Consider the following 26,236-nt stretch of genomic DNA (forward strand, 5'->3'; position numbering starts at 1 on the left):
GGCATAGTCTGTAGGGGTCATGCAGACACATTTCCCCACGTGTCTGCATAGCCTATCAGCGGCCTGTTAACGGCCGATAAAATAGATAGTCATGCATTGAATATGACTAGCCATCCTGTAACTTGACCGTTATCCTATACACCTTACAGCACATGATCGCGATTCCCTTTGGAGCTCTCCATGCACGAACTGAAAAAAGATATCACGTTGTTTTCTGGAATCAGTCAGCTCGCCACCACCTTACTTGGAACAGGATTATTTATGGTGCCAGCCATTGCCGCAGGCATCACCGGATCACTCACATTATGGGCTTGGTGTATTCTGTTTATTGCCATATGTCCTATTGCCTTGACCTTTGCAACGTTAGGTAAGCATTACCCCAATGCGGGGGGCACGGCCTATTTTGTCCGTATGGCTTTCAGTAAACGTCTCGAAAATGCGGTTGCATGGCTATTCATGAGTATCATGCCGGTTGGCATTCCACCCGCTATTGCCCTAGCGGGTGGCTTTTTGAAGCCCATTTTACCCCACTTTTTAGCCAATGATTGGTGTGCACAACTGCTCACCGTTGCGCTACTGCTGCTTGTCAATTTGATGGGCAGTAAGTCCTCTGGACAGCTACAATCACTGATCGCGTTGTGTATCTTTGCCTTGATTGGTGGCTTTTTCTGGCAAGGCCATATCGGGGTCAACGATCTGGTGATGCCGGCTCTGCACATTCACGATGCCGTGCCTATTGGCCAAGCACTGGCAGTGATGTTTTGGTGTTTTGTTGGTATTGAAGCGTTCGCTCACATGGGAGAAGAATTTAAGAATCCACAACGGGATTTCCCCATCGCTATATTAGCAGGCTGTTTCATTGCCGGATTGGTCTATTGGGCGTGTACCGTCGTTATTTTAAAATTTAATGCCTACGGTAGCAGCCACTTCGATAATGGCTCCATTCCATGGCTCAGCGATCACTTGTTTGGTTCAAGCATGGCCTTGGTGATCAGTGTCATTGGCTTTTTTGCCTGCTTTGCCAGCATCAATCTGTATACGCAAAGCTTATCGCGTATGGTGTTATCACAAGCGCGGCAATACCGACCATCGAGCGCACTGGTCTCGGTGTCATCACGCGGGGTTTCGGTGCGCGCAACCTATGTGGTTTTCAGTGTGATTACGGCTTCTTGTGTCTTGGGGCTAGTCACCAACTTAGATTTATCCTTTTTCCTCAAATTGGCAAACAGTGTGTTTGTGATGATTTACTTACTCGCCATGTTAGCCGCCACACGGTTACTGCAAGGGAAAGCGCGTTATCTTGCGTATGTGTCACTGCTTTTATGCCTGCTAGCCTTTTTATGTTTAGGCTGGTCGATGCTTTATGCGGTCATTATTTTGATGGTATTTATGCGCCCATGGCAACGCCATGCACCGCGTCAGTATGTCAATCAATAAACCGCAAAACACATCGAAGCAATACGCAATCACAGCCGTGTGGCACCTCTTCTAGACAAGGCGAGGTGCCATACGGCCAAGAGCCATTAAAAGCTCGGCACTAAATCACCGATCGCTTGGGGGCGCTCAGAAAAATGACAGAGCTCCAACCGACCATCATGATGCTCAAGCATTGCGGTGCAATTTTCTACCCAATCTCCCGTATTCATGTATAACGTGCCATCGACATACCCGAGTTCAGGGTTGTGAATATGTCCACAGACAATACCATCCACGTTATCGTGCTGCGCACGTTGCACCGCCAACTCACGAAAACGGTTCATTGCAGTTTGTGCTTTTTTCGAGCATTGCTTGAGGGTTCTGGCGACCGATTGATAAGGCAAACCGCATAAACGCCGACCATAGTTCCAAACCCCATTAAGCCCGAGCACCACATCGTAGGCATAGTCCCCTAAGATTTCATCAAAACGGCTTGCACACATATCACGGTCAAACACATCACCGTGCAACAGTAAAAGTCGGCCATGAGCCGGACTGTCGTAAATATACTCTTTATGGATTTCAACATCTTGGAGGCTTTCTCCATCATAGCGACGCATGGGAATGTCATGATTACCCGGAATATAAATAACCCGCGTCCCTTGCTTCGCTTTGCGTAACAGCAGCTCGTAGACTTTTTGATGAGGTTTTGGCCAGTGCCAACGTCGGCGTAACGCTTGCATATCAACAATATCGCCGACTAAAAAAAGATACTGGCTTTCATGGGTTTGCAAAAACTTCAGTAAGTACTCGGCTCGGCAATGCCTCTCGCCCAAGTGCAAATCTGATAACCAAATAGCCTGACAGTGACGTTTGCTTGAAGTCATACCTTCTCCCGTTAACAAGCCGACTTAGTCAGACTAGTCAGCCGGATTGACGATCAGGTGACAACATTTTGATGTTTATGTTACAACCACTCATCCTCTACCGCGTATCGTGCAGTGCGGGCTTCACTCAGCGTGCAGTCAGTCTGTGCCATTAAGTCAGCAAGAGTGATCGCTCGATTCTCTCGAACCAACTGTTTTAATGCCTCAGATTGATCGGTTGGCCCCGGGTTAGATAATTTGACCAACGTGTCCTGCATTCGCTGAATCATGAACGGATGAACTGGTTGATTGGGCGCTCGGCAATATTTGCGTATTTCGGTGATTGCGATCGCTTGTTTCGGTTTATTCCGATCACCTGATCCTGTCATTTTTCTCTCTTCCTATTTTTACTCTAAGTGATCGGATTGCGCCAGTTTTCTCATTGATTCACCTCCCAGTTCTATTCGATGACTATTGTGTACCAGCCGATCCATGAGAGCATCTGCGACGGTGGCGTTGCCGATCATGTTGTACCACTCTTTTACAGGTAATTGGCTGATGACGATTGTGCTGCTGTTTTGGTAACGATCTTCAAGCACTTCTAATAAGTGGCCCGCGTGTTCCTGAGTCAGTTTTTCCATCCCCCAGTCGTCGAGGATCAGTAAGCCTTTCTTAGCCAACGATTGAAGTTGTTTTTGATAGCTGCCATCCAGACGTCCTGCGGTCAGGTCATCAAGCAAGCGAGTTAATCGGTAGTATCTGACCGTTTGTTGTTGGTCGCAGGCACTGGTTGCCAGTGCACAACCAAGATACGTTTTACCTGCTCCTGTTGGGCCTGTGATCAAGATGTTTTGGTGCTTGTGTAGATAACTGCCCGTTAGTAGTTCGCTCATTTGTTTACGGTTGAGGTTTCGTCCCTCCTTGTAGACGAGTTGGCTCGGCTGTGCATCCACTCTTAATTTGGCTTGTCGTTTTAAGCGTTGGATTTTGGTCTGATTGCGATTCAAGATTTCGCTTTCCAGAAGCAGGCTTAGTCTCTCCTCGAAGTCCAGCTCTGCGTAGGTCGTCAGTTGCTCTTGTTGCTGCTCTAACGCTTTCGCCGCATGGCTCAACCGCAGGGTTTTTAGTTGGTTATTGAGTGTGTTCATATCCTTTCTCCTAGTGATAACAGTTCGGGCCACGGACATTGCTATGAACAAGGTTCGGCGTGCTCGTGTTGTCTTTGCTCAGTTGTCCTTCTCGATTGTTTTTCAGTAGATTGTTTATGAAGGTGTAGTTCGGTTTTGTCAGCATCAGCGCATCTTTACAGGCTTGCTCTAAGCGTGATTCACCATGCGCTTTACTCAGATTGAGCAGCCCAAGGCAGGAGCGATACGACTGCTCTGGATGAGGTTTGGAGTTGAGCATCTTATTGATGACTTCTCGTGTAGCCGGGCCGATATTGGCTCCCCAGTTGAGCAAGCGTCCAGGGGACCACTTTTGATGTTGATGGTTACTTGGCATATGCTCTGCGTTGGTGCTATTTCCTCGCTCTCGTTGGCTGCGTGGATGTTGAGCGACCAAGTTACCTTGGTGGTAGATCTGCACCAGACGATTGGTGGCTTCTAGCTCAACATAGTGGCCAACAAGTTGATGGGGAACCGAGTAGTAATGACGGTGATATTCAATGTGATAATCAGGCCCAACTTTGGCTCGCTTGGTTTCGGTATACAGATAACGCTGTTTGGGGAGAGGCTTTAACGCTGGCTTGTCGAGTTTATCGAACAATGATTGACGACTCGCGCCATACTGTTTCATCTCACGTTGGTTTAACTCATTCATGAGTTCTCGGATAGCGAGATTCAGCGCCTTGAAGGTATAGAAGGTTTGGTGTCGCAGCCGCATCATGATCCAGCGTTCCACTAGAAGCACGGCATTCTCTGCTTTGGCTTTGTCTTTTGGTTTGTAGGGACGAGCTGGCATTACGGCGGTTTGATAGTGATTAGCTAGTTTTTGATAGCTGTCGTTAAGTCTCGGCTCATAACGATTGGCTTTGGTGACCGCGCTACGTAGATTATCGGGAACCAAGAGCTGTGGTACACCACCGAAGTGTTCGAACGCATTAGCATGCGCCTCTAACCAGTAGGACTTACCTTGGCTCGGGAAGGCTTCAACATAGGTGTAATTGGATGCGCCTAAGGTCGCGACGAACACTTCCGCTTCACGCACTTCTCCTGTGTCAGGGTTGACCACCTGAAGCCTTGGCCCACAGTAATCGATAAACAGTTTATCACCCGCGACATGAAGCTGGCGCATGCTGCGCTTTTGCGTTTTGAACCAGCGCGTGAAGTGCTCACAGAACTGGGTGTAAGCGTAAGCTTGTTCTTGATATTGCTCATGATATTCCTGCCAGAGCAACATTTTCGTCATACCTTTACGTCTGAGTTCAACAGCGTATTGAGTGAAGTCTGGCATGACTTTATCGCGACTGGTTTTCTTATCGTGATACAGCGCTTGCGTGAGATCAGCATCACTGCAACTTTCGGGTAGAGGCCAGCCAAGCTGGATTTGTTTAAAGCGAGTAAGGAGTTCTGATATGGTGGACGGGCCGAGTTTAAGGCAAGAAGCGATGCTGCGATTTGAGAGACCGCAGTCGTACTTAAGGCGTAATACCTCTTTGATTTTGTTCATTGGAGTTCTCTTTTTGGCCATTGTCGCTTCCTTACGTTCTTGATTAAGAAGTAAAGAATAACGAGCTATTGATTTAAAAGAGAAAAAATAAGGATTTCGGGCATTCCGATCGCGGTTTTCGCTATTCCGATCACCGATTTCGGAGTTAGGCTAAAAGTGATCGGATAATCGCGGAATCAGTGATCGGTTTAAACCGAAATGGGTGATCGGATAATCCCGAAATGACTGATCGGAATGCTCCGAAATATGCAATATTGACAAAATTGCTGTAATTGGTGTGGGGTGCCTTCAATCTGCCAATCTCGAGAGCGACGAATTCTCTGCAACACACACCCATGTTGAGCCGCACTTTCACGCAATTGTGCCGTTTGTTCGCGCCCGATATAACGTACCAAAGAACGTAACACAATGGTCACACGATCATTCATAGTCGGCCCTACTAAATGGAAGCTTAATCGATAAGTCATAATACGGACTAACAGATAAAAATCATAGTGTTGACCTCGATAAAAACTACCGAGTTAGTCAAACACAGACTATGATAAAACCATACGCTAAAAGACGCCGCAAAAATGAAAAGGAGTGGCCATGAAGCAATACGTTACCGTCTGTATTGACGAACATAAGTTACCCGAACACTTGACCAATTTGGTCACTTGGGTGGCGCAAAAAACAACGCTTCCTATTCAGTTACTCTACCGCACGTCTGCAAGCCCTGTGGTCAGCCAGCTTAATGACAGTCATGCGAGTTTGGATGGCCACAACGAAGCGATTGAACCTTTACTCCATGCTGATGAACAACTGGCCCAAGGACAACTCGAGCATGAGCACGCCATGTTGCAGCCATTTATCCAACAATTGACCGATGCCGAGCTCACGCCACTGCTTGCGCATACCCACCACAGCTCGTGGAAACAAACACTGAGTGAATACCAAGAAAGCACGGAACTGTTTGTGATTGAAAGTCATCATGGCGCTCAAGAAAAGCTTCCCGATTATTTAGAAAATGTCATGACTTATACGCAAAACGACTTGCTGATTGCCAAGCGACACCACAACGCACCGAGTTGCTGTATTGTGGCGTTTGACGGACGTTCGCACAATTTGGCGTTTATTCGTAAAATCCTCACCATGCCGCTGCTGGACGCCCTGCCATTGCATCTCGTTATTGTGAATGCGGATGAAGAAGAGCGTCACTATTTTCAAGATGCTGAAGCCTATTGGGTCGCCAACGGCAGAGACGTCACAAGCGTAGAGTTACACGGTAACGTCGCTCAGGAGTTAACTCAATATCAACTCCAATATCCTGATTCCTTATTGGTGATCGGCTCATCACCGCACTCGCGTTTTCTACAATTTTGGCTAGGCAGCCACACCAAAGACATTATCCACACGGTGGAAGGCTCTGTGTGTCTACTGACCAATCACTAAAAATGAGCAAGACCCATCAACACTCGTTAATACTGACATGATGCTGTAATACGCATCTTGTTTAATACAGAGTCTTTATACCACTCAATGGACATTCATAACTAAAGGGAACTCTCAATGAAAAAACTGTTTTTATTTGCGCTCGCAATGTGCGTTTCCGCTAGCACGTTTGCGCGAACGGACGTTTTTCCATCCAGTACATATAACCAACTCAATTACGGTTTATATTGGTTTGGCGCCAACAACCAATACGAGAAAGCTTCATCCGCCACCAGCCAAGGTAGCCAATTTTTCGACCCCACCCACCCGACGCTCATTTTTATTCATGGCTGGTAAAAAGATCATGTGAAAAATCATGATCGCATCGTTTATTTCAATAATACCGACGGCTGGCCCGATCAAGACTTCGCCAACCTGTGGCGCAGTGAAGGCTACAATGTCGGAATTTTATATTGGGATCAGTTTGCTGATGAGTCAGAATTAAAAGATGCCGAGGCAAAAATCTGGACCGCGACAGGACATCGCAATATGCGCTGGCGCGATGGTAATGGTGATTACCACACAGGCCCTAAACGCAATGTCGTGCAACTGCTGTTAAACAGTTACGATGCCGCGATGAAGAATTATACCGGTCCTGAAGTTCGACTGGCCGGACACAGTCTAGGCAATCAAGTTGCGTTAAGCCTCGCAGATCAACTCCTCACGCAATATCATAATGGCCAAATATCGGCGCTCGCAGTGCCGAAACGTGTCTCCTTGCTCGACCCTTTCTACTCAAACTATCCAAAGGATTATTTAAACGGTGCTTGGGTTGGCGAGAAAGCACGAGCCATCGTCAATCGATTAAAATCAGCTGGAACCGCGATTGACTCTTACCGCTCCTCCATCGTGACGTCCAGTGTGTTTGTCGGAGACGAAAACAAAGCACTCTCAAACTCAGTGGCGTTTACCGAGATTAGCAGTCAATTTTTCAATCAGTTCCAAATTTCCGAGAAACACGGCTCCGCAGTCTGGTTATACTTGTGGTCCATCCTCTATCCCACGCCGGTTGTCATTAACAGTACTTTACCCGGCCTCTCCGCCTCAACCAGTTACCAAGATGTTCGCCAATGGATGATGACAAGCGACCATTTAGTTCAAGTGGCTGGCGGGAAAACCAAAGAAGTCCTAGATAACCTCTACGAAATGCGCCCACCGCTATAACCTCAGGGAATTAGCTATAGGTCAAATAGCATCCACCATCTGCGATGAGAAACATCGCAGATGTGGGCTACTCTGTCTAAGTGACGGTTTGTCCCTAAATGGGCGAGAGCAATACCCAGGATCACTTTGCTTAAGCACAAAAAAAGCAGCGCCTCAATCGCGCTGCTTTTTATTGTGGTCAGGCCTGATTTACTTACCGTAAATATCGAAGTTAAAGTATTTTTTCGCAATCTTTTGATAAGTGCCATCTTTATGCATGGCAGCGAGCGCTTTATTAATTTTTGCGAGTAGTTCAGTATCCGCTTTACGTACCCCGATGCCAGCGCCTACGCCAAAGTATTGTGGATCGTTGACTTCAGGCCCACTGAAGTGGAAGTTTTTACCCACAGGACGCTTAAGGAAACCATCATCGGCAGCGACGGCATCTTGGAAGGCTGCATCAAGACGACCGTTCACTAAATCTGCATACACAATATCTTGGTTTTGATACGTGACGACATCCACCCCTTTCTTCAGCCACATTTGCTTAGCATAGGTTTCAGCGGTAGTGCCTTGGAAAACACCTACACGTTTCCCTTTCAATGACTTAGCCGTTGGAGCCAGTTCGACACCTTTCTCTGTCACCAAACGTGCGGGGGTGCCGTAAAGTTTGTCAGAGAAGTTGATTTGTTTCTGACGTGCCAGGGTAATCGACATAGACGATAAAATCGCATCAATTTTTTTCGCTTGCAGCGCAGGAATCAAACCATCAAAGTCGCTTTCTACCCAAGTGCATTTCGCATCGATGCGCTTACAAATTTCTTTACCCAGATCGATATCAAACCCAACTAAAGAGCCATCTGGCTTTTTATATTCAAATGGTGCATAACCCGGTTCAACACCAAGGCGAACTTGTGTCGCGGCCATCGTCGAAGAGGTAAAAGCTAGTCCAGCAAGTAATACGGCAAATAGTGATTTTTTCATAGTCATTCCAGCTAATCCTGATTGCTAAACCGCAACCATGGGTTGATTCGTTAAGGTATGAGTCCATTCTGCACAAATCATCATGCATAATCAAGTAAATAAAATGAATTTTTAATCATTTTGAGCATTACAACCAAATTAGGCAGATTTTATACAACGATGTCAAACCACAACCAAGCGTTAGCTTTTGGGGGATCTACTTCTTATCAGTATTTTGACTTTCATGATATTTATCTTTCATCACTTTTGATGAGTTATACCGCTTGCCATCAATGGAAGCACTTACTAACATAGTTTTCTTATCTGAATTCTGAGACTCCCATTTTACGGGGATACCAAGTGATTGTGCATACCAAGTATCCTCAACAGATGGTCGTTTATCACTATCAAGGTGGTTGGTGGTGAGTTTTATATGACAAGTATTAAAGGTACCAGCAGCCGTTGTTATTAACTCCATCCCGACAAATTGAGTGGTTTGCTGTAACTTAGAATCGTACTTCAGAGTCGGCGCCCATGTATTGTCGGTCTGGACAGTTTTCATTCTATATTCTCGCTTACGTTGCTCGCCAGCTTGGATAAAGTTAAAATCTATGGCACTTGGCTCTAACATCGTATTTTTTACTACTGTTGCGTTATAATTAACTTCTATTATGCTGTGCCATTGAAGATACTGCCAATTGTCTTTATCCGTCGTTACCACGAGTTTTTGAGCCAACGTTATATCCTTATTGGCTCGTTCTAGTTTTTTCTTTGCTATCGTCGCTGATTTGCCTTGGTATTCGGTATTGCTATAGGTTGTTTTGAAGATCCCTATTTGCTGATTGTCCTTAATCCATGCCATTGTAAAATGGTTACCAGGTTGATACAAAGTGGCATTGAAACAACTTTTAGCGCTGTTTTCCGGTATTGATGGTTCACATCCACACAACACGATACTCATGAGAGAGAGTGTGTGATAAAAGCTTTTTCTTGTCATGGTCATAATCCTTGAAAATATAAATAGTGCATTAAACTTTACTAACACCGTCTACCCCATCGGTGCTTATTCTAGTTCAGTCATCTTTAACATGGCTCAATGATTATTGCATTTACCTGCATAATCCATGATATAAACTATACAAACATACGGTTTTTAAAGTATGAGCGTCATCTTGATAGCAAGATACGACACAACAACTGATAGAAGTGAACCTAAGCCCATTTTCTTTATTCTATCCTCAATACTTTGTGTCTTAATGCCAAGCTAATGGCCCTCATATAAAAGTAATGTATCTGGGCTATCCACATAAAAAATTAGCGACAGTCGCTCGTGTGAGGGAGATAGCGGTTATACTAAATTCAATGCTGATGGACGGATTAAGATGGGATAACAACAGCGCCAAAATAAGCTATTGACGCCATAGTTTCTTGTTAAGAGTTTTTAGGATTTAATCCATATTCATTTTCATTAGGTTGGCTATCCAAACATAAGAAAACAAAATTAACTATAGGTAAAAGAATCCACCACCCACTTCGACCAACATCATGCATTCTTCGAACTGCAACTGCAATGCCAGGAATGAGAACTGCTAGACTATAAATAATTGATGCTGGATCGCTTATTGAGGTGCCAATACCTAACATTCCTCCAATGAATCCAGTTATAAAGCCAAGAGCTATTGAAATTAATATATTACAAAGAAAAAACATCCAATATTCTTTTCTCCTAGCTCTACCATTAAAAACTGCATATTTCCTAATCACACTAATATACCAACTCATACTCTTTCTTTTGGTTATACCCCTCCTACTGTTAAAGAAAACAACAGTCGCGGTATTTACTGATGCCTAAAAATCATTAAACGGACAATGTCTACCCAAATATGTCTTTCTAACACATATGTAATCTTCTATTGCTTTTTAGTACGCTATTAGATAATAACAACAAATTAAGTCTAACAAAATATATTAAATATATGTAATCCACTTTAGGACTATTATAACCCCGTAAAGCCTGAATCTTTACACTTTTCATCAGCATCAACACGCGATCTCGGACCACACTCGACATGCTCCTCTTGCAAATCGAGCTGAAGGTCATTGTCTTGCTTGCGAACAGTCGGTGGTTTGGAAAACTTCGATACCCAGTTGTATAACGTTTTACCTGAGATCTCTAAACGAGCAGCGACATCGTTAACGGAGTAACCATATTGAATAACTTGATTGACTGCTTTTTGCTAAAATTCGTCGGTGTAACGACTTCCCTTGCGATAGTTTTACCCTTTATAGTTTGATTACTTTTTTACCAGAAAAAGTATCTATGAGTCTCAGGCCTTACCAGTTCTTTGCTCTAAAGCTGATTATCACCAATGGGCACAGCATTTAATTCAAGATTTTGACAATAATTACTCTTCATCTCAGCCAAATATCCCAAATCCTTCAACTGTTCCAAATTAATTGGGCGCACTGAACATAAGGGACCATGACCACCGATATTCATATGCGTTAAATAGCACCGTATTTCCGAACACTGAACTCCAAAACATGCCATTCCAAGAGAGTTAGCAAGAGAAATATAGGGCTCAAAATCAAATTCATAAAAATCCATGTCACTTATGTCAGAGGGCCCAACTCGGTAGCTTTGAGTATAAGAAAAAAACTCGCTTGGCATTATTGTCATTTTATTAAACAAGGCTTTCACCTCATCAAAATTCTTAAATACATATTTTTCCATTACTACCTCTTTGAAGCCACATAACTCGTGAGAACATAACACATTAATAGTGCGCATGCTCGTTTACATTCTTGCTAATTATTTTGTGGTTTAACGATTATAAGATAAATACGCCTTGTTTATTTGTTTCACCACGTTCTATCTAAATCTTGTGCGTATAAAGAAATAGCTCGCTGATATTCTTTAATTGCATCACTGTTCGTAGTTGATACTAAAAGCTCGAGCAGTAATGATGTTGCTTCTTTATGACGTCCTAAGTTGTAGAGACACATAGCGTAGAAAGGCTGAACTTCAATAGAACTAGGGTACTCTTTTAGAGTTTGCTCAAAATAGCTTAACGCCTCCGAATACATGCCCAGACTTCGATAGGTACTCGCTAGCCCGAACCAAGCATCGAACCTTTCTTCCAGCGATAAAAAACCTGAGAGGGATGACAGATAATGAGTAATCGCTTCTTGCTCTTTACCTTCATTGTCGTATGACCAAGCAATTTGCAAGTGAGCTCTAGCAGAAGAAGTTTCATCGGTTAACAGCGTTTTTAGTAAAGCTCTTGACTCTTCGTACTTAGCCTCTTTCCGTAATTTCATTGCCTGTTTGATGATACTTTCCATAATTTCCCTCGACGCTTATAACGCCACTTTCTTACGAATCCCCTCATAATTTCTATATAAAACAATGAGTAGACGCACATCGCTCATTCTGATCTAATGAATTTCGCCAAAAACACACTTGATTCAATGAATTTAATAGGGAGCCCTAACGATGCGCGATGTTCAAATTCTACAGCAAACTCTTGAAAACCAATGCCCTGGTATTCACAAAAAACGACTTAGATCTCTTATGCTTGCAACCAGAGCGGTACTGGGCGGCTCTGATCTCACCCTCACTAAAATTGGACGAGCTCTCGACACTGATACCACGGTGAAACATGCCATCAAACGTATTGACCGATTGCTTGGTAATCGCAGTCTACATCGTGAAAAAGAGTCCATATATAAATGGCATGCGTCCCTTATTACCCGAGCCAATCCTTTTCCTGTACTACTGGTTGATTGGTCGGATGTTCGTGAGCAACTGCGCTATATGACATTGCGAGCTTCGATATCCGTTAAAGGTCGCGCCGTCACGCTTTATGAACAGGCATTTGAGTACAAAAACTACAACTCACCCAAGAGCCATCAGCACTTTCTCGATAAGCTTCAATCCTTGCTCCCCCAAGGTTGCACCCCTATCATTATCTCCGACGCTGGCTTTAGAAATACGTGGTTCAGGCAAGTCGCCAACAAAGGTTGGTTCTGGCTTGGGCGTGTACGGGGCGAAGTCTCGATTAAGTGTGGCGAGAGCGCTTGGCAATGGAATAAAGCCTTTTACCCTCAAGCGACTGATAAGCCGCTGTTTTTAGGAGAAAGCCAACTGGCTAAGCGCTCACCGCTTCAATGCTTTGCTTACTTATACAAGAGTCATCCCAAAGGCAGAAAAGCCCATCGGCATAGTCGAACCTGTCAGAAACACTCGGCTGGAAAAGTGTTCCATAAAGGAGCGAAAGAGCCTTGGCTTCTGGTCACTAACATCCCCAACCATGTACTTAACGGCATTAAAATTACCCGTTTGTACGCCAAAAGAATGCAAATTGAAGAGTCGTTCCGAGATCTAAAAAGTCCAGCCTACGGGTTGGCGCTTCGCCATAACCGAACACGTTGCACCAAACGTATTGATATCTTGTTGCTCATGGCATTGATGGCCGAAATCATCATGTGGTGGAATGGCTTAATCGCCATGCAAGCCAAATGGCATTATGACTTCCAAGCCAACACCATCAAGCATCGCCGTGTGCTCTCCATTCCTAGACTTGGTAAGGAAGTACGTTGCCACCGAAGATACCGAATACAAGAGTCCCAATATCATTGGGCAATGGTCGAATATCAACGCCTTACGCATACCTGTGGGTTGGGGGAATTATGAGGGGATCCGCCAGCGCCCAATTAAGGGGTGAGTAACGCTAACACCCCATAAAATATGGGTGTCTTATTTATTTTTTACGTTCTTTTCCACTACTTTCCCTCATCATTAACAATCAAGTATGTGTACTAATAGGACACCCTTAACATCACAACCACCCTTAACATCACAACCATGAGACTGTACAAAAACAGCTCTTAGTTATAAAACATGGGTGTCTTATTTATTTTCAGTAGATGTTAATTAGCACAACCATCTCCTTGTGGAAGAACAAATGATTGGCCACTTACTGCAGTACTAAAGGCTTCATATGCAGTGGAGCGTTCTTTTGTATTGACAGTAAGCTTCTCCATGTCAGAGCTTTTTGAGCTAGCCGTAGACGAATCGTATCTAGCGTGCAGACAAGCGGATGCGTTGGCAATCTGTTTTAATGCATTCGTCAACGCATTTTGATCAGCGATGTCTATAGTCATAGCATTTGTAATTGAGGATGAGGATTGAATCAGGGCCGCTTTTTGAAGGGCGCTATCTGGCAAAGATGAGATATAAGTATCAATGTCATCTCTGACTCCATTATTATTAACGTCAGGCCCCGCAACGGATGTATCACGATTCAGTTGGGGGTATGCCCCGCTTTGATCTGCGGCCGTTAAAGCCTCAGCTACAGTGCTTGGCTCACTAGCACCATTGTCGCCACCATCATTGTTGCAGGAAGTGACAGATAGAGGTAAGAGCACATAGAGTGCGAACTTTTTCAAGAGCATGATATTTCTCCGTTACTCCAACATTGCAAAGTATCACGGTAGAGCGTCTCATTACTGAGAGACGGAAGGTCAATCGCCGATGGTGAAATAAAACAGCGATAGAAAGAGTATGATCTCAAGTATTGGTAAGATTAAAGTAGGCTTCCCCCACGCTACCGCCATACCTTGCACGTAACAAAGCATATGAATACCAATCGATTGCATATTTTTATATCAAAAGTCCCGTGTCATTCCCATGCAAAATCTAACAAAAAGAACAAATGGATTTGAAAAATAGAAAACAGAGCCAGAACGGCGAGAATACTTAGCGAGTCGAGCCCGATATCAAAAACCCGTATATTGGGCAACAGTCGGCCAATATACGGGTTGTGATGTCTCATTCACGCCATGATGAGGGCTTGTGCACAACGTGTTATATCGTGAATTTTGCCACCAGCATTCCTTGTTCTTTGGCTAACTCATCAAGCGAATGACTATGCTGTGCAAGCGTATTGGAATCTTGCGTCATGGTGTTCGCCATATCAGAAATATTGACAATATTTTCTGCCACGTCTTTTGCAACAACACTTTGCTGCTCACAAGACACCGCGATCGAGCGACTCATATCATTAATCGCCGCCAAACGGTTAATCATACTGGTCAGAGATTGATGGGTTTCCTGGGTTTGTGTCACGGATTGATCCGCATACTCTTGGTTCTCAGTCATGAGGGTCACGGCGTCACGGGCTTTTTTCTGCAACGCCAATACTTTGCTATTAATTTCATCTGCTGATTCACGTGAATGGGTGGCAAGCGTGCGTACTTCATCGGCGACCACAGCAAAGCCTCGCCCGCTTTCACCGGCGCGCGCCGCTTCAATCGCCGCATTGAGCGCTAACAAATTGGTTTGTTCAGAGACATTTTGTATCATCTCAATCACTTGGTTAATGCTCTCTGTTTCTTGCGATAACGTTGTTATAAGTGAGGACGCTTCATCTAATGAGGTTTTAAGCGATTCAATGTACTGCAAGTTACTCTGCATATTCTCAATATTGTGGTTGGCTAATCGAGTCACTTGTTCCACTTCTTGGCTGGTATCGCCCGAATATTTGGCCACCTCGTTTACGGCGGTTTCCATTTCCGTGACGGCGGCGGCCATTGAGTTGGTTTGCTTATCTTGTGTTACGAGATCACGATGGATTTTGTCTATCATGGTATGGCTGTCTGTGGCCACTCGACTTAACGTACGTGAGGAATCATGCATGGTGCCAATCACTTGATGAAGCTGCTCGCCGAGGGCATTAATGTCCCTGACCACCACGCCCATCTCTGAGCGGAAGGTTTCTTTGATTCGCCATGTGAGATTACCTTGTGATAGTTCGTTGAGGGCTTTCGTCATGACCGCCAGAGGTGATTTAATCGAGTACACCACCGTCACCGCCACAAAAACCGCGACAATAATGGCGATCAGCGCTGAGATGAGAATGCTCCAGATCGAGAACTGAGCTTGAGAGTCAGCCGTATGTCGGGCCTGCGTTGCAATAGAACGTACTTTTTCCGTCAAGGTCTCGGCATGATCAATGATGGTGTCAACATTACGGCTCATCGTTTGAAGCTCACGCTGGCTTTGCTGCTGCAAAGACAAATAGCGCACATGCTGATGGAGCAAGCCTTGAGGCTCAGAAACCGTGCGATGAAGTAAGTCTACGTACTTTTGTAACGTGCTTTTGCTCTCTGGCATGGCTTTCATGACATTGTTCAATCGCGTGGTAAATTCGGATAAATACTCGTTCAACTGATCGGTGATCGCCGTAATGGCGGATTGATCATCCACAAGCATCACCTTCTGTAATAGACCTTGGACGTTTTTTCCTTTCGATTCGGCGACATCTAAATCAATCACCGCCATCTGTTTATTATTCCATTCCGCTTCCGAATTGAGTGCGCCCAAATCGCGCGCCATGGTTTTCCATCCTGATTCAAAGGCAGTCAATTCAGAGGAAGACGCTTGGCGCACCGCCTCTTTTTCATTCTGTAATTTAAGATGTTGAGTCGCCTGTTCAATGACACGAGTCGCTTGTTGGTTAATCTCGCTTAATTGGGTCTGCAATGATCGATGGGTTTGCAGTTTTTGCGCCAAGCTTTGATAGGACTGATGATACTGATCCACCGCTTGGTGAAAGCCAACTTCGAGGGCCTGACGATGCGTTGCATCGTTCGCATTGGCGTGAGAAAGGGTAATGCGATTAATATTTTGAATATCGACCAGCAGCGCATTCGCATTATCCAGCATGCCGGGTAAGACGGTCGACGTTAATTGTAACTGAGCCGCCATTTTATTTTGAGACAAATAAGCGGAGACGCTAATCCCCAAGACCAAAAAAATCACTACCGCAAAACCCGCGATCACACGGTGAATGAGTGACAAATACATGATAAACCTCAAACTGAATCACACACGATAACCGAGGGGTAGCCTTAACGGCGAACACCTCGATTGCTATGCTTTCTGTATATCATTCGGTTATGAAGGAAATATGTCTAAGCTGGTCATTTAATGAACAAACGACCACATACTTTTGGGATTTGTTGCCCAGACTCTATCATTACGGCGGTTTTGTCTCCGCTCAACACAATCAGCGGTGTCTAAAAAACTAGCCGAGAAAAAAATGATAGAACAGAACTAAGGCCAAGCTCGGTAGACCTGCAATGGCAAACGGAATCGCATCCGCATGAGGAGAGGTTTGTTGCTCATCGGCCTGTTGTTTCGCGTCTCGCTTGGCTTGCATGACCTTTTGTCGATAAAGCGGGTTAATGCGTTGGCTGCCTGTTTTCATTGAAGGAGGAGAGATATACACCAATACTGCGATGCCCCATATTATCATTAATATGAAAAACGCATAATCAATCCAGTGCACAATACCAAGTAAATGAACGTACCGTTCTTCTAACCACAACAACAAAAATAATGCACTATTGGTAAGCAAAGTAAATTTTATCAGCGACTTCATCCAAGCAGTTCCTTTTTTAAGACGCAAGCAGACTACCTGTCACCGCCGCAGAAGACAAGCAACAAAAAACGCCCCAGCTCAATGAGCTGGGGCGTGACTAATCAAACAGGTGAATGTTCGTTATAGATTCTTGAAATCGTCTTTACTGTGACGCTCCGCTAAATGAGGTTCGCCCCATGTGCGGTTAACAATTCGTCCGCGTTTTACTGCCGGACGCTCCGCAATGGCATTCGCCCAGCGCACCACATTGGTATAACTTTTCACATCCAAGAACTCCGCGGCATCGTACAGTTCGCCCAACACCAACGCACCATACCAAGGCCAAATCGCCATGTCCGCAATGGTGTATTCCTCACCGGCAACAAATTCATGATTGGCCAGTTGTTTGTCGAGCACGTCTAATTGACGCTTGGTTTCCATGGCATAACGATTGATAGGATATTCGAGTTTTTCCGGTGCATAGCTGTAGAAGTGGCCAAAGCCACCGCCGACAAATGGCGCGCTGCCCATTTGCCAAAAGAGCCAGTTTAAGCACTCAGTACGATCCACACCTTTTGGAATAAAGGCATCAAACTTTTCAGCGAGATACATCATGATTGAGCCAGACTCGAACACACGAACGGGTTTTTCTTGTGAAAAATCCATCAATGCTGGAATCTTGGAGTTAGGGTTAACGGCAACGAAACCACTACCAAACTGGTCCCCTTCACCGATATTAATCAAGAATGCATCGTAATCGGCGTCATCAATCACGGCTTCGAGCAGCTCCTCTAACAGAATGGTGACTTTTTGACCATTCGGTGTGCCTAACGAATACAGTTGCAAATCATGTTCGCCAACAGGCAACTCTTTATCTTCTCGTGCCCCTGCCGTTGGACGGTTGATACTGGCGAATTTACCGCCATTGCCTTCTGAAGGTGTCCAAACTTTAGGTGGAATATATTGACTCATTATTTGCTCCTTGATTGCTTTCAAAGCGTTAAACCCATCATACTGAATCTAAAATCACTATGACAACCCATAAATTCGAGTGGCCCTATCGAATAATCTGATGAATATGCATGGAACTTAATCAGCTTGCGATCACTGTGACTTCATGCCAAAACTATTCATGCAATGGTGTATTGAGTATACTGGCGCTCTTGCCACCGAGTTAGATTATTTTTTAGTCTATCTCAACACACAATACAAGGAGGTTGGTGTGGTTGTATTATGTTACTTGGATAAAGAACGTGGTCTTGCTTGGAAACAGGCTCTCGGACAAGAGTTACCGCAATTGCAATTTCGCGTCTGGCCTGACCATGGGGATATGAATGACATTGAGGCGGTCATTACGTGGAAAATCCCTGAAGACATCCTCTCACGTCTGCCCAACCTACGCGTCATTTTCACCGTTTCTGCTGGCGTTGACCAAATCGATTTTAATACCATTCCTGAGTCAGTCACTGTGGCCAGGATGGTCAATACCGATTTAGAACAGCAAATGGCCGAGTATGCGTGCACTGCGGTCTTATCGGTTTATCGTCAGTTTCCGCTGTATCAAAAACAGCACAACGCACACCAATGGCAACAACAACACATTACCCCAGCGCATCAATACCATGTTGGCGTAATGGGGCTGGGACAACAAGGCAAAGCGGTGCTCAATCACCTTAGTGCCTTTCAGTTTTCACTACGTGGATGGGCCCGTGGTCGGCACCATCTACCCAACGTGGCATGTTATGCTGGAGCGGAAGAGTTTTCTAGTTTTCTCAAAGGTTTAGATTGCATCATTTGTGTGCTGCCTCTCACCGATGAAACCCATCACATTTTAAATCACCGCGTGTTTGAGCAGCTCAATACGGGTGCTTGCGTCATCAATATCGGCCGAGGTGGGCACGTCAATGAAACCGAACTCTTGTCGGCATTAACGAGTGGGCAATTAGGCCATGCGATTTTAGATGTGACTCAACAAGAGCCCTTGCCGGAAGACAGCCCTATGTGGCAACACCCGAACCTATTGATCACTCCTCATATTGCCGGAATTACACGTCTTGAAGCTGGGTATGAATCCGTACGCGACAACCTAAAGCGCTTACTCGAGCAGCAACCACTCATTGGTGTCGTCGATCGCACAGCCGAGTACTAGTCGTTCCATCCACACGAGTCAGCCTCGTTGGCTCGTTGTTATCACGCATTCTCTCTTCGGTGCACAATCCTGTATCGGCTAAAATCCATTCAAATAATGAGAATGACTTGCATTTACTTCGCTTAAATGAAATATATTACGCTTATGTGTCTTCAACGGAGGCTGACTATGTCAGCAAATATCAATCAATTGAATTATACCCTTAGAGCCATGCGAGCCGAGGATGTCGTCCAAGCGCATCAGCTGACACAAAAGCTATGTTGGCCGCATCGCCAAGAAGACTGGCTCACGATGGTGCATTTAGCGACCGCCATGGTCATCGAACATGACGGCAAACTCATTGGCACTGCGTGTGCTGTGGTTCAGGGGGAATACACCAGCTTAGGGTTAGTGGTCATTGCTGACGATTATCAAGGTTATGGACTAGGCCGCGAACTTGTCACTGCGGTAATGGAAGCCAGTCAGTCGTCCTCTTTTTTCTTATCTGCGACTGCGGCAGGGACCCCGCTTTATACAAAGTTGGGCTTCCAAGAGTACGCCCGAATACATCAATACCAAGGTCAAGTCACTCAATCAGCCTGCGCACATCGCGATGAGAGCTCAAGCTACCGCATACGAAGACTGACTGAAAGCGATGCGCCACAGATGATCGCCTTGTTGAACCGCGCCAGTGGCATGGACCGCTCGCACGTTTTTGCAGAGGTGCAAAAAAACACCGAGTACAGTGTCGGGTTAGAAAAAGAAGGAAGGCTTATCGGTTTTGCCAGCTATCGCCGCTTTGGTCGAGGCGAGGCCATCGGTCCAGTCATCGCCAATGATGCCAGCGAAGCCAAAGCATTACTAAGGTATTTATTGGCAGAGAATGTGGGCAAATTTGTGCGCGTTGATACGCCAGAGAGATACCAGCTCGAGCATGAGCTCAATGAATGGGGACTTTCGCAAGTGGATGACATATCCGCGATGTATCTAGGTCAAAAGCCGTCGCCGTCGTCCTCGTTGCAAACCTATTGCTTAATTACGCAGGCATTAGGTTAATTCACTCTAAGTACTGGCAGACGGATTAAATGCCTGACGATGGTGGATGACGACACAAAGAAGGGCTTAGCTCTACCTGTTGCTGCGGGGGCCTACTAACTTCAGAGTTTCGGCTTTAAATTCAGGAGCATGGAGAATACGTTTGTTCTTGTTTGTCATGGTTCACCGCGTAGTGATTGTCCTCACTGAACTCAGTGTGCAAAACTGCTGGTGCGGATCACTTCATTTGTTGAGGGGACGACTGGCCCCCCTCAACCAATGCCTAGAATAGTTTTGCTATGTATCCCTGAATCAATAAACCAAAACACGAGTTAAACACCGCGACAGCAACGGCTGAAATCGCCAAGCCCACCACCACACGCTCCATCGTTTTGTTCATATCTTGATCCTTGAGAAACGTTAGTCTTTTCTGCTGTTTTTTCAACACAGGAAGTTCACTATTCATATTTCACACATTCCCTATTCTTATCATAGAGTTACCCAAATATCACACAGTAAACCCAGCGAGTATCATCACTACCATGTTCGGTTGTCGAGGGTAGAATAAGCTTTTTAGCACGCCTGCAAAATGACTAGAAAGGAGTATTTCAGCCTGTCTGACACAAAAATAACAAATCCACCCTTTTGTTAGAGACGGGTCATATAAGTCTATGTAATGCGTGTTATTTCATATAATTATTGATCTTCTTAATCGCTGCCAGTATATCGCCATGCGCTGCGATATTGCTCTAAATACACGGATTTCTGTCCATTAAACGTCACATGGTCTATTTTTTAACATGGAAAACTGAGCCAACGAGGTTATTAAAAAGACGAGAGGTTCAAAGTTATTCCAAACCACCCTACTTATACTAAAAAGACGAACCATTAACCGGAGTTGTGTCATTATGTCGAATAAAAAGCCGAATTTTCAGACTTTGCCTTCTCACAATCAATCATTAGATGAGGCGCCAGACTTTAAAACACAGAGCTTGCCGGGATACACAAACGGAGCAAAGGTTATTCAAGCGGCAAAGATTGCGTCGCCGCCTGTCGATTCGATCAGTGATGTTATCTATTCACAAATCCCTCATGAGAGTGAAAATATTCAATTGCGCATGTCACTGCTTGTACCAAGAACCTCTCACAAAAAACCAGCGATTGTTTTTTATCCGGGCGGTGGGTTTACCAGTGCGCAAAGAAACAAATTCATCGAAATGAGAATGAAACTCGCCCAAGCTGGGTTTGTGGTTGCTGCTGCTGAATATCGTGTATTACCCCATACCTTTCCCGCTCCCCTCGTCGATGGTAAGTCGGCGGTGCGCTTTTTACGAGCAAATGCCGAATCGTACAATATTGATGTCTCACGCATTGGGGTTTTAGGTAATTCCGCCGGCGGATGGTTAGCGGAAATGATGGGCACGACCAATGAAGAAGTCGAGTTCGATAAAGGCTGGTTCTTAGAGCAGCCCTCCAATGTCAATGCCGTCGCCACTTTGTATGGCATTTCAAACTTGCTCAATATTGGTGAAGGCTATGAAGGCGATGCGAACGCCAGTCACAAACAAGCGAACGTTCCAGAAGCATTACTGATCAATGGGATTGCGTTTCACGATCACCTTGGAGGTACGATCAATAGTGATGAGCCCAAAGCGTTATTTGCATCGCCCCTAGGACATATGCGAGCGGGGTTGCCTCCATTCTTAATAATGCATGGCAGCAATGACTCCTTGGTCTCTCCCGTTCAAGGCGCCCAATTGTTTGAAGCCCTGCAAGCACATGGTCATACACCCGAATATTACTTAATTGAAGGCGCTGATCATGGTGACGAAAGTTGGTATCAAGAGGCGACCATCAAAATCATTGTCGACTGGTTTTGTCAGCAGTTGCTTCCAACCGCGAATGCAAGTTAAACCCATCCGCTGAATCAACGGCTCGTGTTCCCTCCCATAACAATAATGGTGTTTTGAAATTTCCATTCAAATACGCCATTATTCGTTTTCAAATATGACAATGAGAACTTAACCAACATGCGTGGCCTTACTTCTTCTCGCCAACTTTTTCTCTGGTTTGCGCTAACCCTAATTTCGGTGCCTATCGCACTGGGATTTCACTACCTGTCCATCCCTGCCGCGTTTTTATTAGGCCCCATGCTAACGGCCATTCTGTTTGCACAAAAAAATGTGGTACTCAAACCGCATAAACACATCATCAGCTTTGCACAAGCAGTACTGGGCTTAATGATCTCTCAAGCATTATCGGTCAATGCTCTGAATCAAATTAGTCAGCATCTTGGGCTCTTTATCGGGGGCGTACTGTCAGTCTTGATCGCCAGTACCGCGCTGAGTGCGGTGTTAGCTTATCGGCGAATTGTCCCCGGAACTGCGGCCATTTGGGGCAGTAGCCCAGGCGCGGCCGCGGCAATGACTCTACTCGCACAAGATTACGGAGCAGATGTCAAAATTGTCGCTCTCATGCAATATTTGCGCGTGATACTCGTGACATTGACGGCGGCCATGGTAACACACCTGTTTGTACCGTCGACACCGTTACCCACTGAGCACGCGCACTTTATCGAGGGGCATATCGATTATGAGGGCTTCATCAAAACCCTGATCTTAATCGCTGTCATATTACTGGTGAGTTTGCGCATCAAATTACCGTCAGGCCCTTTAATGCTTGCCATCGCCAGTGGTTTAGCCGTGAGCTATTGGCACGATTTTGTTATTACCTTGCCTCAGTTGTTACTCCTCACCTCTTACTCGATGATTGGTTGGCACATCGGCTCAAAATTTACAGGCAATGCGACTCGCTATACGCTGAAAATTCTGCCGAATATCTTTTTTTCTATCACCTTATTAATTGGTTTTTGTGGGGTGCTGTCTTGGGGATTGGTTCGCTACTTTGGGATCGACCCACTAACGGCGTACTTAGCCATGAGTCCTGGGGGCGCAGATGCCATCGCCATTATTGCCGCCAGCTCTCATCACATTGATTTGCCGTTTGTTATGGCAATGCAGACGTGTCGCTTACTGTTCATGCTTATTTTTGGGCCGATGCTTGCAATCCAAGCGGCGAAACTGGTTGAACGGCGTAGTTCTCAACACGTCTAGGCGGGCAGCAAGGACAATGTTCTCGCAATAAAAAAGGCATTGCCTCAGCAATGCCTTCAAAAAGATCATTGTAAATCAATAACCTATTTATTTTTATTGTTTATTTTGAGTAATGAAACTCATTTATTATTTAGCCTTTTTTCGAACCATCATGATAATGCTGCGCATGACTCTGTGGCTCTTGGACGTTGTTATAGAAACTATGACTCAAAATACAACCAACACCACGCGTATTGTCACGTTCTCTATGCAGATTGCTATAATATTTATTCGTTTCTGAGTAATAATTATTTTATCAGTTTATAAATACAGCGCAATAACGCTGTTGAAAAATCACGCAGTTTGGGAGAATAACCCAAAGTTAAATGTGCACTTATGCCTACTTTCTTAATTTTAAGACACTTATAATAATCAAACAGTTGCATTTGGTTAAATGTCATTGGTCAGTAATGTCAGTATGCCTTGCAAGTACACTTCGGTGACATCATCCGTTGCGATGGGCGGTAACTCAATCGTGATATTCGGAATCTCTTGCTCATCACACCAAGTGCCAAACGATCCCGGCGTGTCATACCCCACTCCATCCATGACAGGTAAATTGAAAACCTCCGCTAACTTGGTTCCCAACGTTTGGTGGCGCCCCGCATCAATACACGCCAATGGCTCATGAAAACTGAGGATAAAAGCCGGCTGTAAACGCTCTATGAGCGCCATTAAATGACGAGTTTCTGGCTCTGAGCCACCACTTGTGCCTGTGGCTAAATGCACATCTCGTGTCTCGGCATGACTATTCCAGCGATACACGGTGCCGTTCCCCGACCAATTCCGAGTTGGGAAATTTCGATTCAAATCCACCCCGTTAGCATTGGAGCGTAAGCCAAGCTGATTACCATCGGGATTGGCAGACAGGATCACATGGTGATGCAAGTTCGCATGCTCAATGCTTCTTAATCCTGCCGATAGCAAACTGATCGAGGCCGTTTCATCCCCATGCATGCCCGCAAACACCAATCCTGCTTCGTTAGTAGGACATTGTGCAGGGAAATATAGCAAGGGAGCCCCAAGGGCTGATTGCCCATATTGGGTCGGGGACATAAGCAGTTGCCCACGCTGTGAACGAATTTTGGTCGGTTTCATGTCATCTTCCTATGATGTTGGTGGTTCAACTGATTAATAAACCTGGCTAATCATGACGCAACCCCTCCAATTCTTAGTGATAAAGAGGTACACTACGTCTCTTATCGCTTAGATATTGGTCGACGCTATCACAAGGACGTAGTATGAATTCAAACACTAAGACACTTATTGCGACAACAGTTGCTTCCACATTTTTTTTGGCATCCAGCATTCCTGCGCATGCTGCCAATGTACCGCCAAACACGCATTTAGCCAAGCATCAGGTATTGGTAAGAGGCAACGATGCAGAAGCGGCTACCCTTGATCCGATGAAAGCCGAAGGAATGGCAGAAATGCACATTCTACGCGATCTTTTTGAAGGTTTGGTGATTCAAGATAGTAACGGTAATGTGGTTCCAGGTGTGGCTTCGCACTGGAAAAACAAAGACAACACGATCTTCACGTTTTATCTTCGTAAAGATGCCCAATGGTCAGACGGTTCTCCGTTAACTGCGCAAGATTTTGTTTACAGCTTGCGACGCGTTGTTGACCCGGCGTCAGCGTCCCCTAATGCGTGGTATATCAAACTGAGCGGCATTAAAAACGCGGAAGCGATCATTGACGGTAATAAGAAACCGAGTGAATTAGGCGTGAAGGCACTCAATGATCACACCCTCCAATTTACGTTGAATAAACCCGTGCCTTACTTTATCGCGATGACCGGACATACTTCGATGATGCCCGTTCCTCGTCGCCTCGTTGAGAAATACGGTGATAAATGGGCAAGGCCGGAGCATATGGTGTCCAATGGTGCTTATCAGTTACAAAAATGGGTGGTCAACGAACGTGTCGAATTAGAGCGCAACCCCCATTATTGGAACAATGCTAAAACCGAAATTAACCATGTCACTTACATTCCTTTTGAACAGCAGTCGGCGGCGGTCAATCGCTTTAAAACAGGGGAAGTCGACATTACATCGGATGTGCCACCTCAGCTTGCGCCGATGTTAAAAAAAGAAATGCCAGATGCCTACACCGTGACGCCACTACTGTGTACTTATTACTATGCGTTTAATACAAAACACAAACCATTTGATGATCCGAATGTCCGTAAAGCACTGTCTTATGCGATTCGCCGTGATGTGATCACCAATGGCATTACCAACGTCGGTAATGTGCCAGCGTATACGTTTACACATCAAGATGTCGCCGGTTTCAAAGCCAAACAGCCTGACTATGCTGGCCTCACGCAGCAGCAACGCATTAAAAAAGCACAAGAGTTATTGAAAGAAGCGGGCTACGACAAAGAACATCCGCTAAAAGGAACCTTGCTCTATAACACCAGCGAAAGTAACAAGTCGATAGCGGTCGCCATTGCGTCGATGTGGCACAAAGAACTTGGTGCCGATATTACGCTGGAAAATCAAGAGTGGAAATCGTACCTGAGCTCAAGAAAACAAGGCAACTTCGACATTATGCGCGCCTCTTGGTGTGGTGATTACAACGAAGCATCGACCTTCCTCAGCCTGTTCTCTTCCAACAACGAGCGTAATTATGCTTTCTACGCCAATAAAAAGTACGACACGGCATTGCAACAAGCCCAGCTTGCCACTGATCACGGCGAACGAAATCATCATTATAATTACTTAGAGACTCTGTTAAGCCGAGACATGCCGATTGCGCCCATCTATTTCTACATGCAAGCGCGACTCATAAAACCGACCGTCGGCGGATTCCCAATGCATAATGCCGAAGGAAAAATCTATACCAAAGACTTATACATTAAGTCTCCATCTCACTAAGTGAATCAGGGAAAAAGAGGCCATGTTCGGACCTCTTTTTCCCTGTTTTATCTCTCATATCGCCTTTTTAGATTTTTGTTCATATTAG

At 45.2% G+C, this 26,236-nt stretch carries 26 protein-coding genes and 1 pseudogene; 10 read left to right on the forward strand and 17 right to left on the reverse strand.

Annotated elements, in window-relative coordinates; translation table 11 throughout:
- Window positions 1-180 precede the first annotated feature (180 nt).
- The gene (gene yjeH / locus EAE30_RS02815) at window positions 181-1,437 is read left to right on the forward strand and encodes an L-methionine/branched-chain amino acid transporter (RefSeq protein ID WP_123014564.1); all 1,257 of its coding nucleotides are present in this window, start codon (window positions 181-183) and stop codon (window positions 1,435-1,437) included.
- A gap of 86 nt (window positions 1,438-1,523) precedes the next feature.
- Here yjeH and EAE30_RS02820 read toward each other — a convergent pair whose 3' ends face one another.
- The 5 genes from EAE30_RS02820 to EAE30_RS02840 form a co-directional block, all read right to left on the reverse strand.
- Entirely contained in the window at window positions 1,524-2,303 is a 780-nt protein-coding gene (locus EAE30_RS02820) for a UDP-2,3-diacylglucosamine diphosphatase (RefSeq protein ID WP_123014565.1), read from the reverse strand.
- Between the two features lie 80 nt (window positions 2,304-2,383).
- On the reverse strand, window positions 2,384-2,671 hold the full coding sequence (locus tag EAE30_RS02825) for a ribosome recycling factor family protein (RefSeq protein ID WP_123014566.1): 288 nt from the start codon (window positions 2,669-2,671) through the stop codon (window positions 2,384-2,386).
- A gap of 18 nt (window positions 2,672-2,689) precedes the next feature.
- Window positions 2,690-3,430, reverse strand: coding sequence for an IS21-like element ISVch3 family helper ATPase IstB (gene istB, locus EAE30_RS02830; RefSeq protein WP_123014102.1), 741 nt, complete (start codon window positions 3,428-3,430; stop codon window positions 2,690-2,692).
- A gap of 10 nt (window positions 3,431-3,440) precedes the next feature.
- Window positions 3,441-4,973 (reverse strand): IS21 family transposase, encoded by a 1,533-nt coding sequence (gene istA / locus EAE30_RS02835; RefSeq protein ID WP_123014567.1) that lies wholly within the window; start codon window positions 4,971-4,973, stop codon window positions 3,441-3,443.
- 167 nt (window positions 4,974-5,140) lie between these two features.
- A complete protein-coding gene (locus EAE30_RS02840) occupies window positions 5,141-5,380 on the reverse strand; it encodes a ribosome recycling factor family protein (protein ID WP_123014568.1) in 240 nt (79 codons plus the stop codon).
- Between the two features lie 160 nt (window positions 5,381-5,540).
- Between EAE30_RS02840 and EAE30_RS02845 the strand changes: the two genes are divergently transcribed.
- The 3 genes from EAE30_RS02845 (at window position 5,541) to EAE30_RS02855 (ending at window position 7,586) form a co-directional block, all read left to right on the forward strand.
- Window positions 5,541-6,383 carry a universal stress protein gene (locus EAE30_RS02845; RefSeq protein WP_123014569.1) on the forward strand — a complete coding sequence of 281 codons (843 nt, stop codon included), beginning with the start codon at window positions 5,541-5,543 and terminating at the stop codon, window positions 6,381-6,383.
- Between the two features lie 117 nt (window positions 6,384-6,500).
- Window positions 6,501-6,719 (forward strand): hypothetical protein, encoded by a 219-nt coding sequence (locus tag EAE30_RS02850; protein WP_123014570.1) that lies wholly within the window; start codon window positions 6,501-6,503, stop codon window positions 6,717-6,719.
- Between the two features lie 9 nt (window positions 6,720-6,728).
- Complete coding sequence (locus EAE30_RS02855; RefSeq protein ID WP_123014571.1) at window positions 6,729-7,586, forward strand: hypothetical protein; 858 nt, start codon at window positions 6,729-6,731, stop codon at window positions 7,584-7,586.
- Between the two features lie 189 nt (window positions 7,587-7,775).
- On the opposite strand, the gene EAE30_RS02860 is transcribed toward EAE30_RS02855, so the two are convergent.
- The 6 genes and pseudogenes from EAE30_RS02860 to EAE30_RS02885 form a co-directional block, all read right to left on the reverse strand.
- Window positions 7,776-8,549, reverse strand: coding sequence for an ABC transporter substrate-binding protein (locus EAE30_RS02860; RefSeq protein ID WP_123014572.1), 774 nt, complete (start codon window positions 8,547-8,549; stop codon window positions 7,776-7,778).
- Window positions 8,550-8,745: 196 nt separating this feature from the next.
- The gene (locus EAE30_RS02865) at window positions 8,746-9,525 is read right to left on the reverse strand and encodes a TapB family protein (protein WP_123014573.1); all 780 of its coding nucleotides are present in this window, start codon (window positions 9,523-9,525) and stop codon (window positions 8,746-8,748) included.
- A gap of 434 nt (window positions 9,526-9,959) precedes the next feature.
- The gene (locus EAE30_RS02870; protein WP_123014574.1) at window positions 9,960-10,310 is read right to left on the reverse strand and encodes a DUF805 domain-containing protein; all 351 of its coding nucleotides are present in this window, start codon (window positions 10,308-10,310) and stop codon (window positions 9,960-9,962) included.
- A gap of 215 nt (window positions 10,311-10,525) precedes the next feature.
- Window positions 10,526-10,750, reverse strand: a pseudogene (locus tag EAE30_RS19225) (transposase); the annotation flags it as partial.
- 128 nt (window positions 10,751-10,878) lie between these two features.
- Window positions 10,879-11,262, reverse strand: coding sequence for a hypothetical protein (locus tag EAE30_RS02880; RefSeq protein WP_123014576.1), 384 nt, complete (start codon window positions 11,260-11,262; stop codon window positions 10,879-10,881).
- Window positions 11,263-11,390: 128 nt separating this feature from the next.
- A complete protein-coding gene (locus tag EAE30_RS02885) occupies window positions 11,391-11,873 on the reverse strand; it encodes a tetratricopeptide repeat protein (protein ID WP_123014577.1) in 483 nt (160 codons plus the stop codon).
- 151 nt (window positions 11,874-12,024) lie between these two features.
- Here EAE30_RS02885 and EAE30_RS02890 point away from each other — a divergent pair, with 151 nt between their 5' ends.
- Window positions 12,025-13,224 carry an IS4 family transposase gene (locus tag EAE30_RS02890; RefSeq protein WP_123014377.1) on the forward strand — a complete coding sequence of 400 codons (1,200 nt, stop codon included), beginning with the start codon at window positions 12,025-12,027 and terminating at the stop codon, window positions 13,222-13,224.
- A 236-nt stretch (window positions 13,225-13,460) separates the two neighbouring features.
- On the opposite strand, the gene EAE30_RS02895 is transcribed toward EAE30_RS02890, so the two are convergent.
- The 4 genes from EAE30_RS02895 to yghU all read right to left on the reverse strand — a co-directional run bounded on the left by EAE30_RS02895 (window position 13,461) and on the right by yghU (window position 17,929).
- Window positions 13,461-13,985, reverse strand: coding sequence for a hypothetical protein (locus tag EAE30_RS02895; protein WP_123014578.1), 525 nt, complete (start codon window positions 13,983-13,985; stop codon window positions 13,461-13,463).
- 412 nt (window positions 13,986-14,397) lie between these two features.
- On the reverse strand, window positions 14,398-16,398 hold the full coding sequence (locus EAE30_RS02900) for a methyl-accepting chemotaxis protein (protein WP_123014579.1): 2,001 nt from the start codon (window positions 16,396-16,398) through the stop codon (window positions 14,398-14,400).
- Between the two features lie 220 nt (window positions 16,399-16,618).
- A complete protein-coding gene (locus EAE30_RS02905; protein ID WP_123014580.1) occupies window positions 16,619-16,975 on the reverse strand; it encodes a hypothetical protein in 357 nt (118 codons plus the stop codon).
- Window positions 16,976-17,095: 120 nt separating this feature from the next.
- A complete protein-coding gene (yghU, locus tag EAE30_RS02910; RefSeq protein ID WP_199287045.1) occupies window positions 17,096-17,929 on the reverse strand; it encodes a glutathione-dependent disulfide-bond oxidoreductase in 834 nt (277 codons plus the stop codon).
- A gap of 142 nt (window positions 17,930-18,071) precedes the next feature.
- Between yghU and EAE30_RS02915 the strand changes: the two genes are divergently transcribed.
- Window positions 18,072-19,103, forward strand: coding sequence for a 2-hydroxyacid dehydrogenase (locus tag EAE30_RS02915; RefSeq protein ID WP_123014582.1), 1,032 nt, complete (start codon window positions 18,072-18,074; stop codon window positions 19,101-19,103).
- Between the two features lie 168 nt (window positions 19,104-19,271).
- Window positions 19,272-20,138: a GNAT family N-acetyltransferase gene (locus EAE30_RS02920; RefSeq protein WP_164711775.1), complete on the forward strand. Its 867-nt coding sequence runs from the start codon at window positions 19,272-19,274 to the stop codon at window positions 20,136-20,138.
- 262 nt (window positions 20,139-20,400) lie between these two features.
- On the opposite strand, the gene EAE30_RS02925 is transcribed toward EAE30_RS02920, so the two are convergent.
- The gene (locus tag EAE30_RS02925; RefSeq protein ID WP_123014584.1) at window positions 20,401-20,583 is read right to left on the reverse strand and encodes a hypothetical protein; all 183 of its coding nucleotides are present in this window, start codon (window positions 20,581-20,583) and stop codon (window positions 20,401-20,403) included.
- 442 nt (window positions 20,584-21,025) lie between these two features.
- Here EAE30_RS02925 and EAE30_RS02930 point away from each other — a divergent pair, with 442 nt between their 5' ends.
- Entirely contained in the window at window positions 21,026-22,030 is a 1,005-nt protein-coding gene (locus EAE30_RS02930) for an alpha/beta hydrolase (RefSeq protein ID WP_123014585.1), read from the forward strand.
- A 117-nt stretch (window positions 22,031-22,147) separates the two neighbouring features.
- Entirely contained in the window at window positions 22,148-23,230 is a 1,083-nt protein-coding gene (locus EAE30_RS02935; protein ID WP_123014586.1) for an AbrB family transcriptional regulator, read from the forward strand.
- 429 nt (window positions 23,231-23,659) lie between these two features.
- On the opposite strand, the gene mpaA is transcribed toward EAE30_RS02935, so the two are convergent.
- Window positions 23,660-24,367, reverse strand: coding sequence for a murein tripeptide amidase MpaA (gene mpaA, locus EAE30_RS02940; RefSeq protein WP_123014587.1), 708 nt, complete (start codon window positions 24,365-24,367; stop codon window positions 23,660-23,662).
- 143 nt (window positions 24,368-24,510) lie between these two features.
- Between mpaA and EAE30_RS02945 the strand changes: the two genes are divergently transcribed.
- Window positions 24,511-26,148, forward strand: a complete 1,638-nt coding sequence (locus tag EAE30_RS02945) for a peptide ABC transporter substrate-binding protein (protein WP_123014588.1) — start codon at window positions 24,511-24,513, stop codon at window positions 26,146-26,148.
- The last annotated feature ends 88 nt before the right edge of the window (window positions 26,149-26,236 follow it).

The sequence above is a fragment of the Vibrio zhugei genome (assembly GCF_003716875.1).
Lineage (GTDB): Bacteria > Pseudomonadota > Gammaproteobacteria > Enterobacterales > Vibrionaceae > Vibrio > Vibrio zhugei.

What these genes read in the sequence shown, in the direction of transcription:
- EAE30_RS02860 (WP_123014572.1), bottom strand. Translation starts at nt 8,549, where the DNA reads ATGAAAAAATCACTATTTGCCGTATTACTTGCTGGACTAGCTTTTACC.
- EAE30_RS02825 (WP_123014566.1), bottom strand. Translation starts at nt 2,671, where the DNA reads ATGACAGGATCAGGTGATCGGAATAAACCGAAACAAGCGATCGCAATC.
- EAE30_RS02850 (WP_123014570.1), top strand. Translation starts at nt 6,501, where the DNA reads ATGAAAAAACTGTTTTTATTTGCGCTCGCAATGTGCGTTTCCGCTAGC.
- EAE30_RS02930 (WP_123014585.1), top strand. Translation starts at nt 21,026, where the DNA reads ATGTCGAATAAAAAGCCGAATTTTCAGACTTTGCCTTCTCACAATCAA.
- EAE30_RS02880 (WP_123014576.1), bottom strand. Translation starts at nt 11,262, where the DNA reads ATGGAAAAATATGTATTTAAGAATTTTGATGAGGTGAAAGCCTTGTTT.
- EAE30_RS02895 (WP_123014578.1), bottom strand. Translation starts at nt 13,985, where the DNA reads ATGCTCTTGAAAAAGTTCGCACTCTATGTGCTCTTACCTCTATCTGTC.
- EAE30_RS02925 (WP_123014584.1), bottom strand. Translation starts at nt 20,583, where the DNA reads ATGAATAGTGAACTTCCTGTGTTGAAAAAACAGCAGAAAAGACTAACG.
- EAE30_RS02820 (WP_123014565.1), bottom strand. Translation starts at nt 2,303, where the DNA reads ATGACTTCAAGCAAACGTCACTGTCAGGCTATTTGGTTATCAGATTTG.
- mpaA (WP_123014587.1), bottom strand. Translation starts at nt 24,367, where the DNA reads ATGAAACCGACCAAAATTCGTTCACAGCGTGGGCAACTGCTTATGTCC.
- EAE30_RS02935 (WP_123014586.1), top strand. Translation starts at nt 22,148, where the DNA reads ATGCGTGGCCTTACTTCTTCTCGCCAACTTTTTCTCTGGTTTGCGCTA.
- EAE30_RS02885 (WP_123014577.1), bottom strand. Translation starts at nt 11,873, where the DNA reads ATGGAAAGTATCATCAAACAGGCAATGAAATTACGGAAAGAGGCTAAG.
- EAE30_RS02840 (WP_123014568.1), bottom strand. Translation starts at nt 5,380, where the DNA reads ATGAATGATCGTGTGACCATTGTGTTACGTTCTTTGGTACGTTATATC.
- EAE30_RS02915 (WP_123014582.1), top strand. Translation starts at nt 18,072, where the DNA reads ATGCCAAAACTATTCATGCAATGGTGTATTGAGTATACTGGCGCTCTT.
- EAE30_RS02905 (WP_123014580.1), bottom strand. Translation starts at nt 16,975, where the DNA reads ATGAAGTCGCTGATAAAATTTACTTTGCTTACCAATAGTGCATTATTT.
- EAE30_RS02870 (WP_123014574.1), bottom strand. Translation starts at nt 10,310, where the DNA reads ATGAGTTGGTATATTAGTGTGATTAGGAAATATGCAGTTTTTAATGGT.
- EAE30_RS02890 (WP_123014377.1), top strand. Translation starts at nt 12,025, where the DNA reads ATGCGCGATGTTCAAATTCTACAGCAAACTCTTGAAAACCAATGCCCT.
- EAE30_RS02865 (WP_123014573.1), bottom strand. Translation starts at nt 9,525, where the DNA reads ATGACAAGAAAAAGCTTTTATCACACACTCTCTCTCATGAGTATCGTG.
- EAE30_RS02845 (WP_123014569.1), top strand. Translation starts at nt 5,541, where the DNA reads ATGAAGCAATACGTTACCGTCTGTATTGACGAACATAAGTTACCCGAA.
- istA (WP_123014567.1), bottom strand. Translation starts at nt 4,973, where the DNA reads ATGGCCAAAAAGAGAACTCCAATGAACAAAATCAAAGAGGTATTACGC.
- EAE30_RS02945 (WP_123014588.1), top strand. Translation starts at nt 24,511, where the DNA reads ATGAATTCAAACACTAAGACACTTATTGCGACAACAGTTGCTTCCACA.
- istB (WP_123014102.1), bottom strand. Translation starts at nt 3,430, where the DNA reads ATGAACACACTCAATAACCAACTAAAAACCCTGCGGTTGAGCCATGCG.
- yjeH (WP_123014564.1), top strand. Translation starts at nt 181, where the DNA reads ATGCACGAACTGAAAAAAGATATCACGTTGTTTTCTGGAATCAGTCAG.
- EAE30_RS02900 (WP_123014579.1), bottom strand. Translation starts at nt 16,398, where the DNA reads ATGTATTTGTCACTCATTCACCGTGTGATCGCGGGTTTTGCGGTAGTG.
- EAE30_RS02920 (WP_164711775.1), top strand. Translation starts at nt 19,272, where the DNA reads ATGTCAGCAAATATCAATCAATTGAATTATACCCTTAGAGCCATGCGA.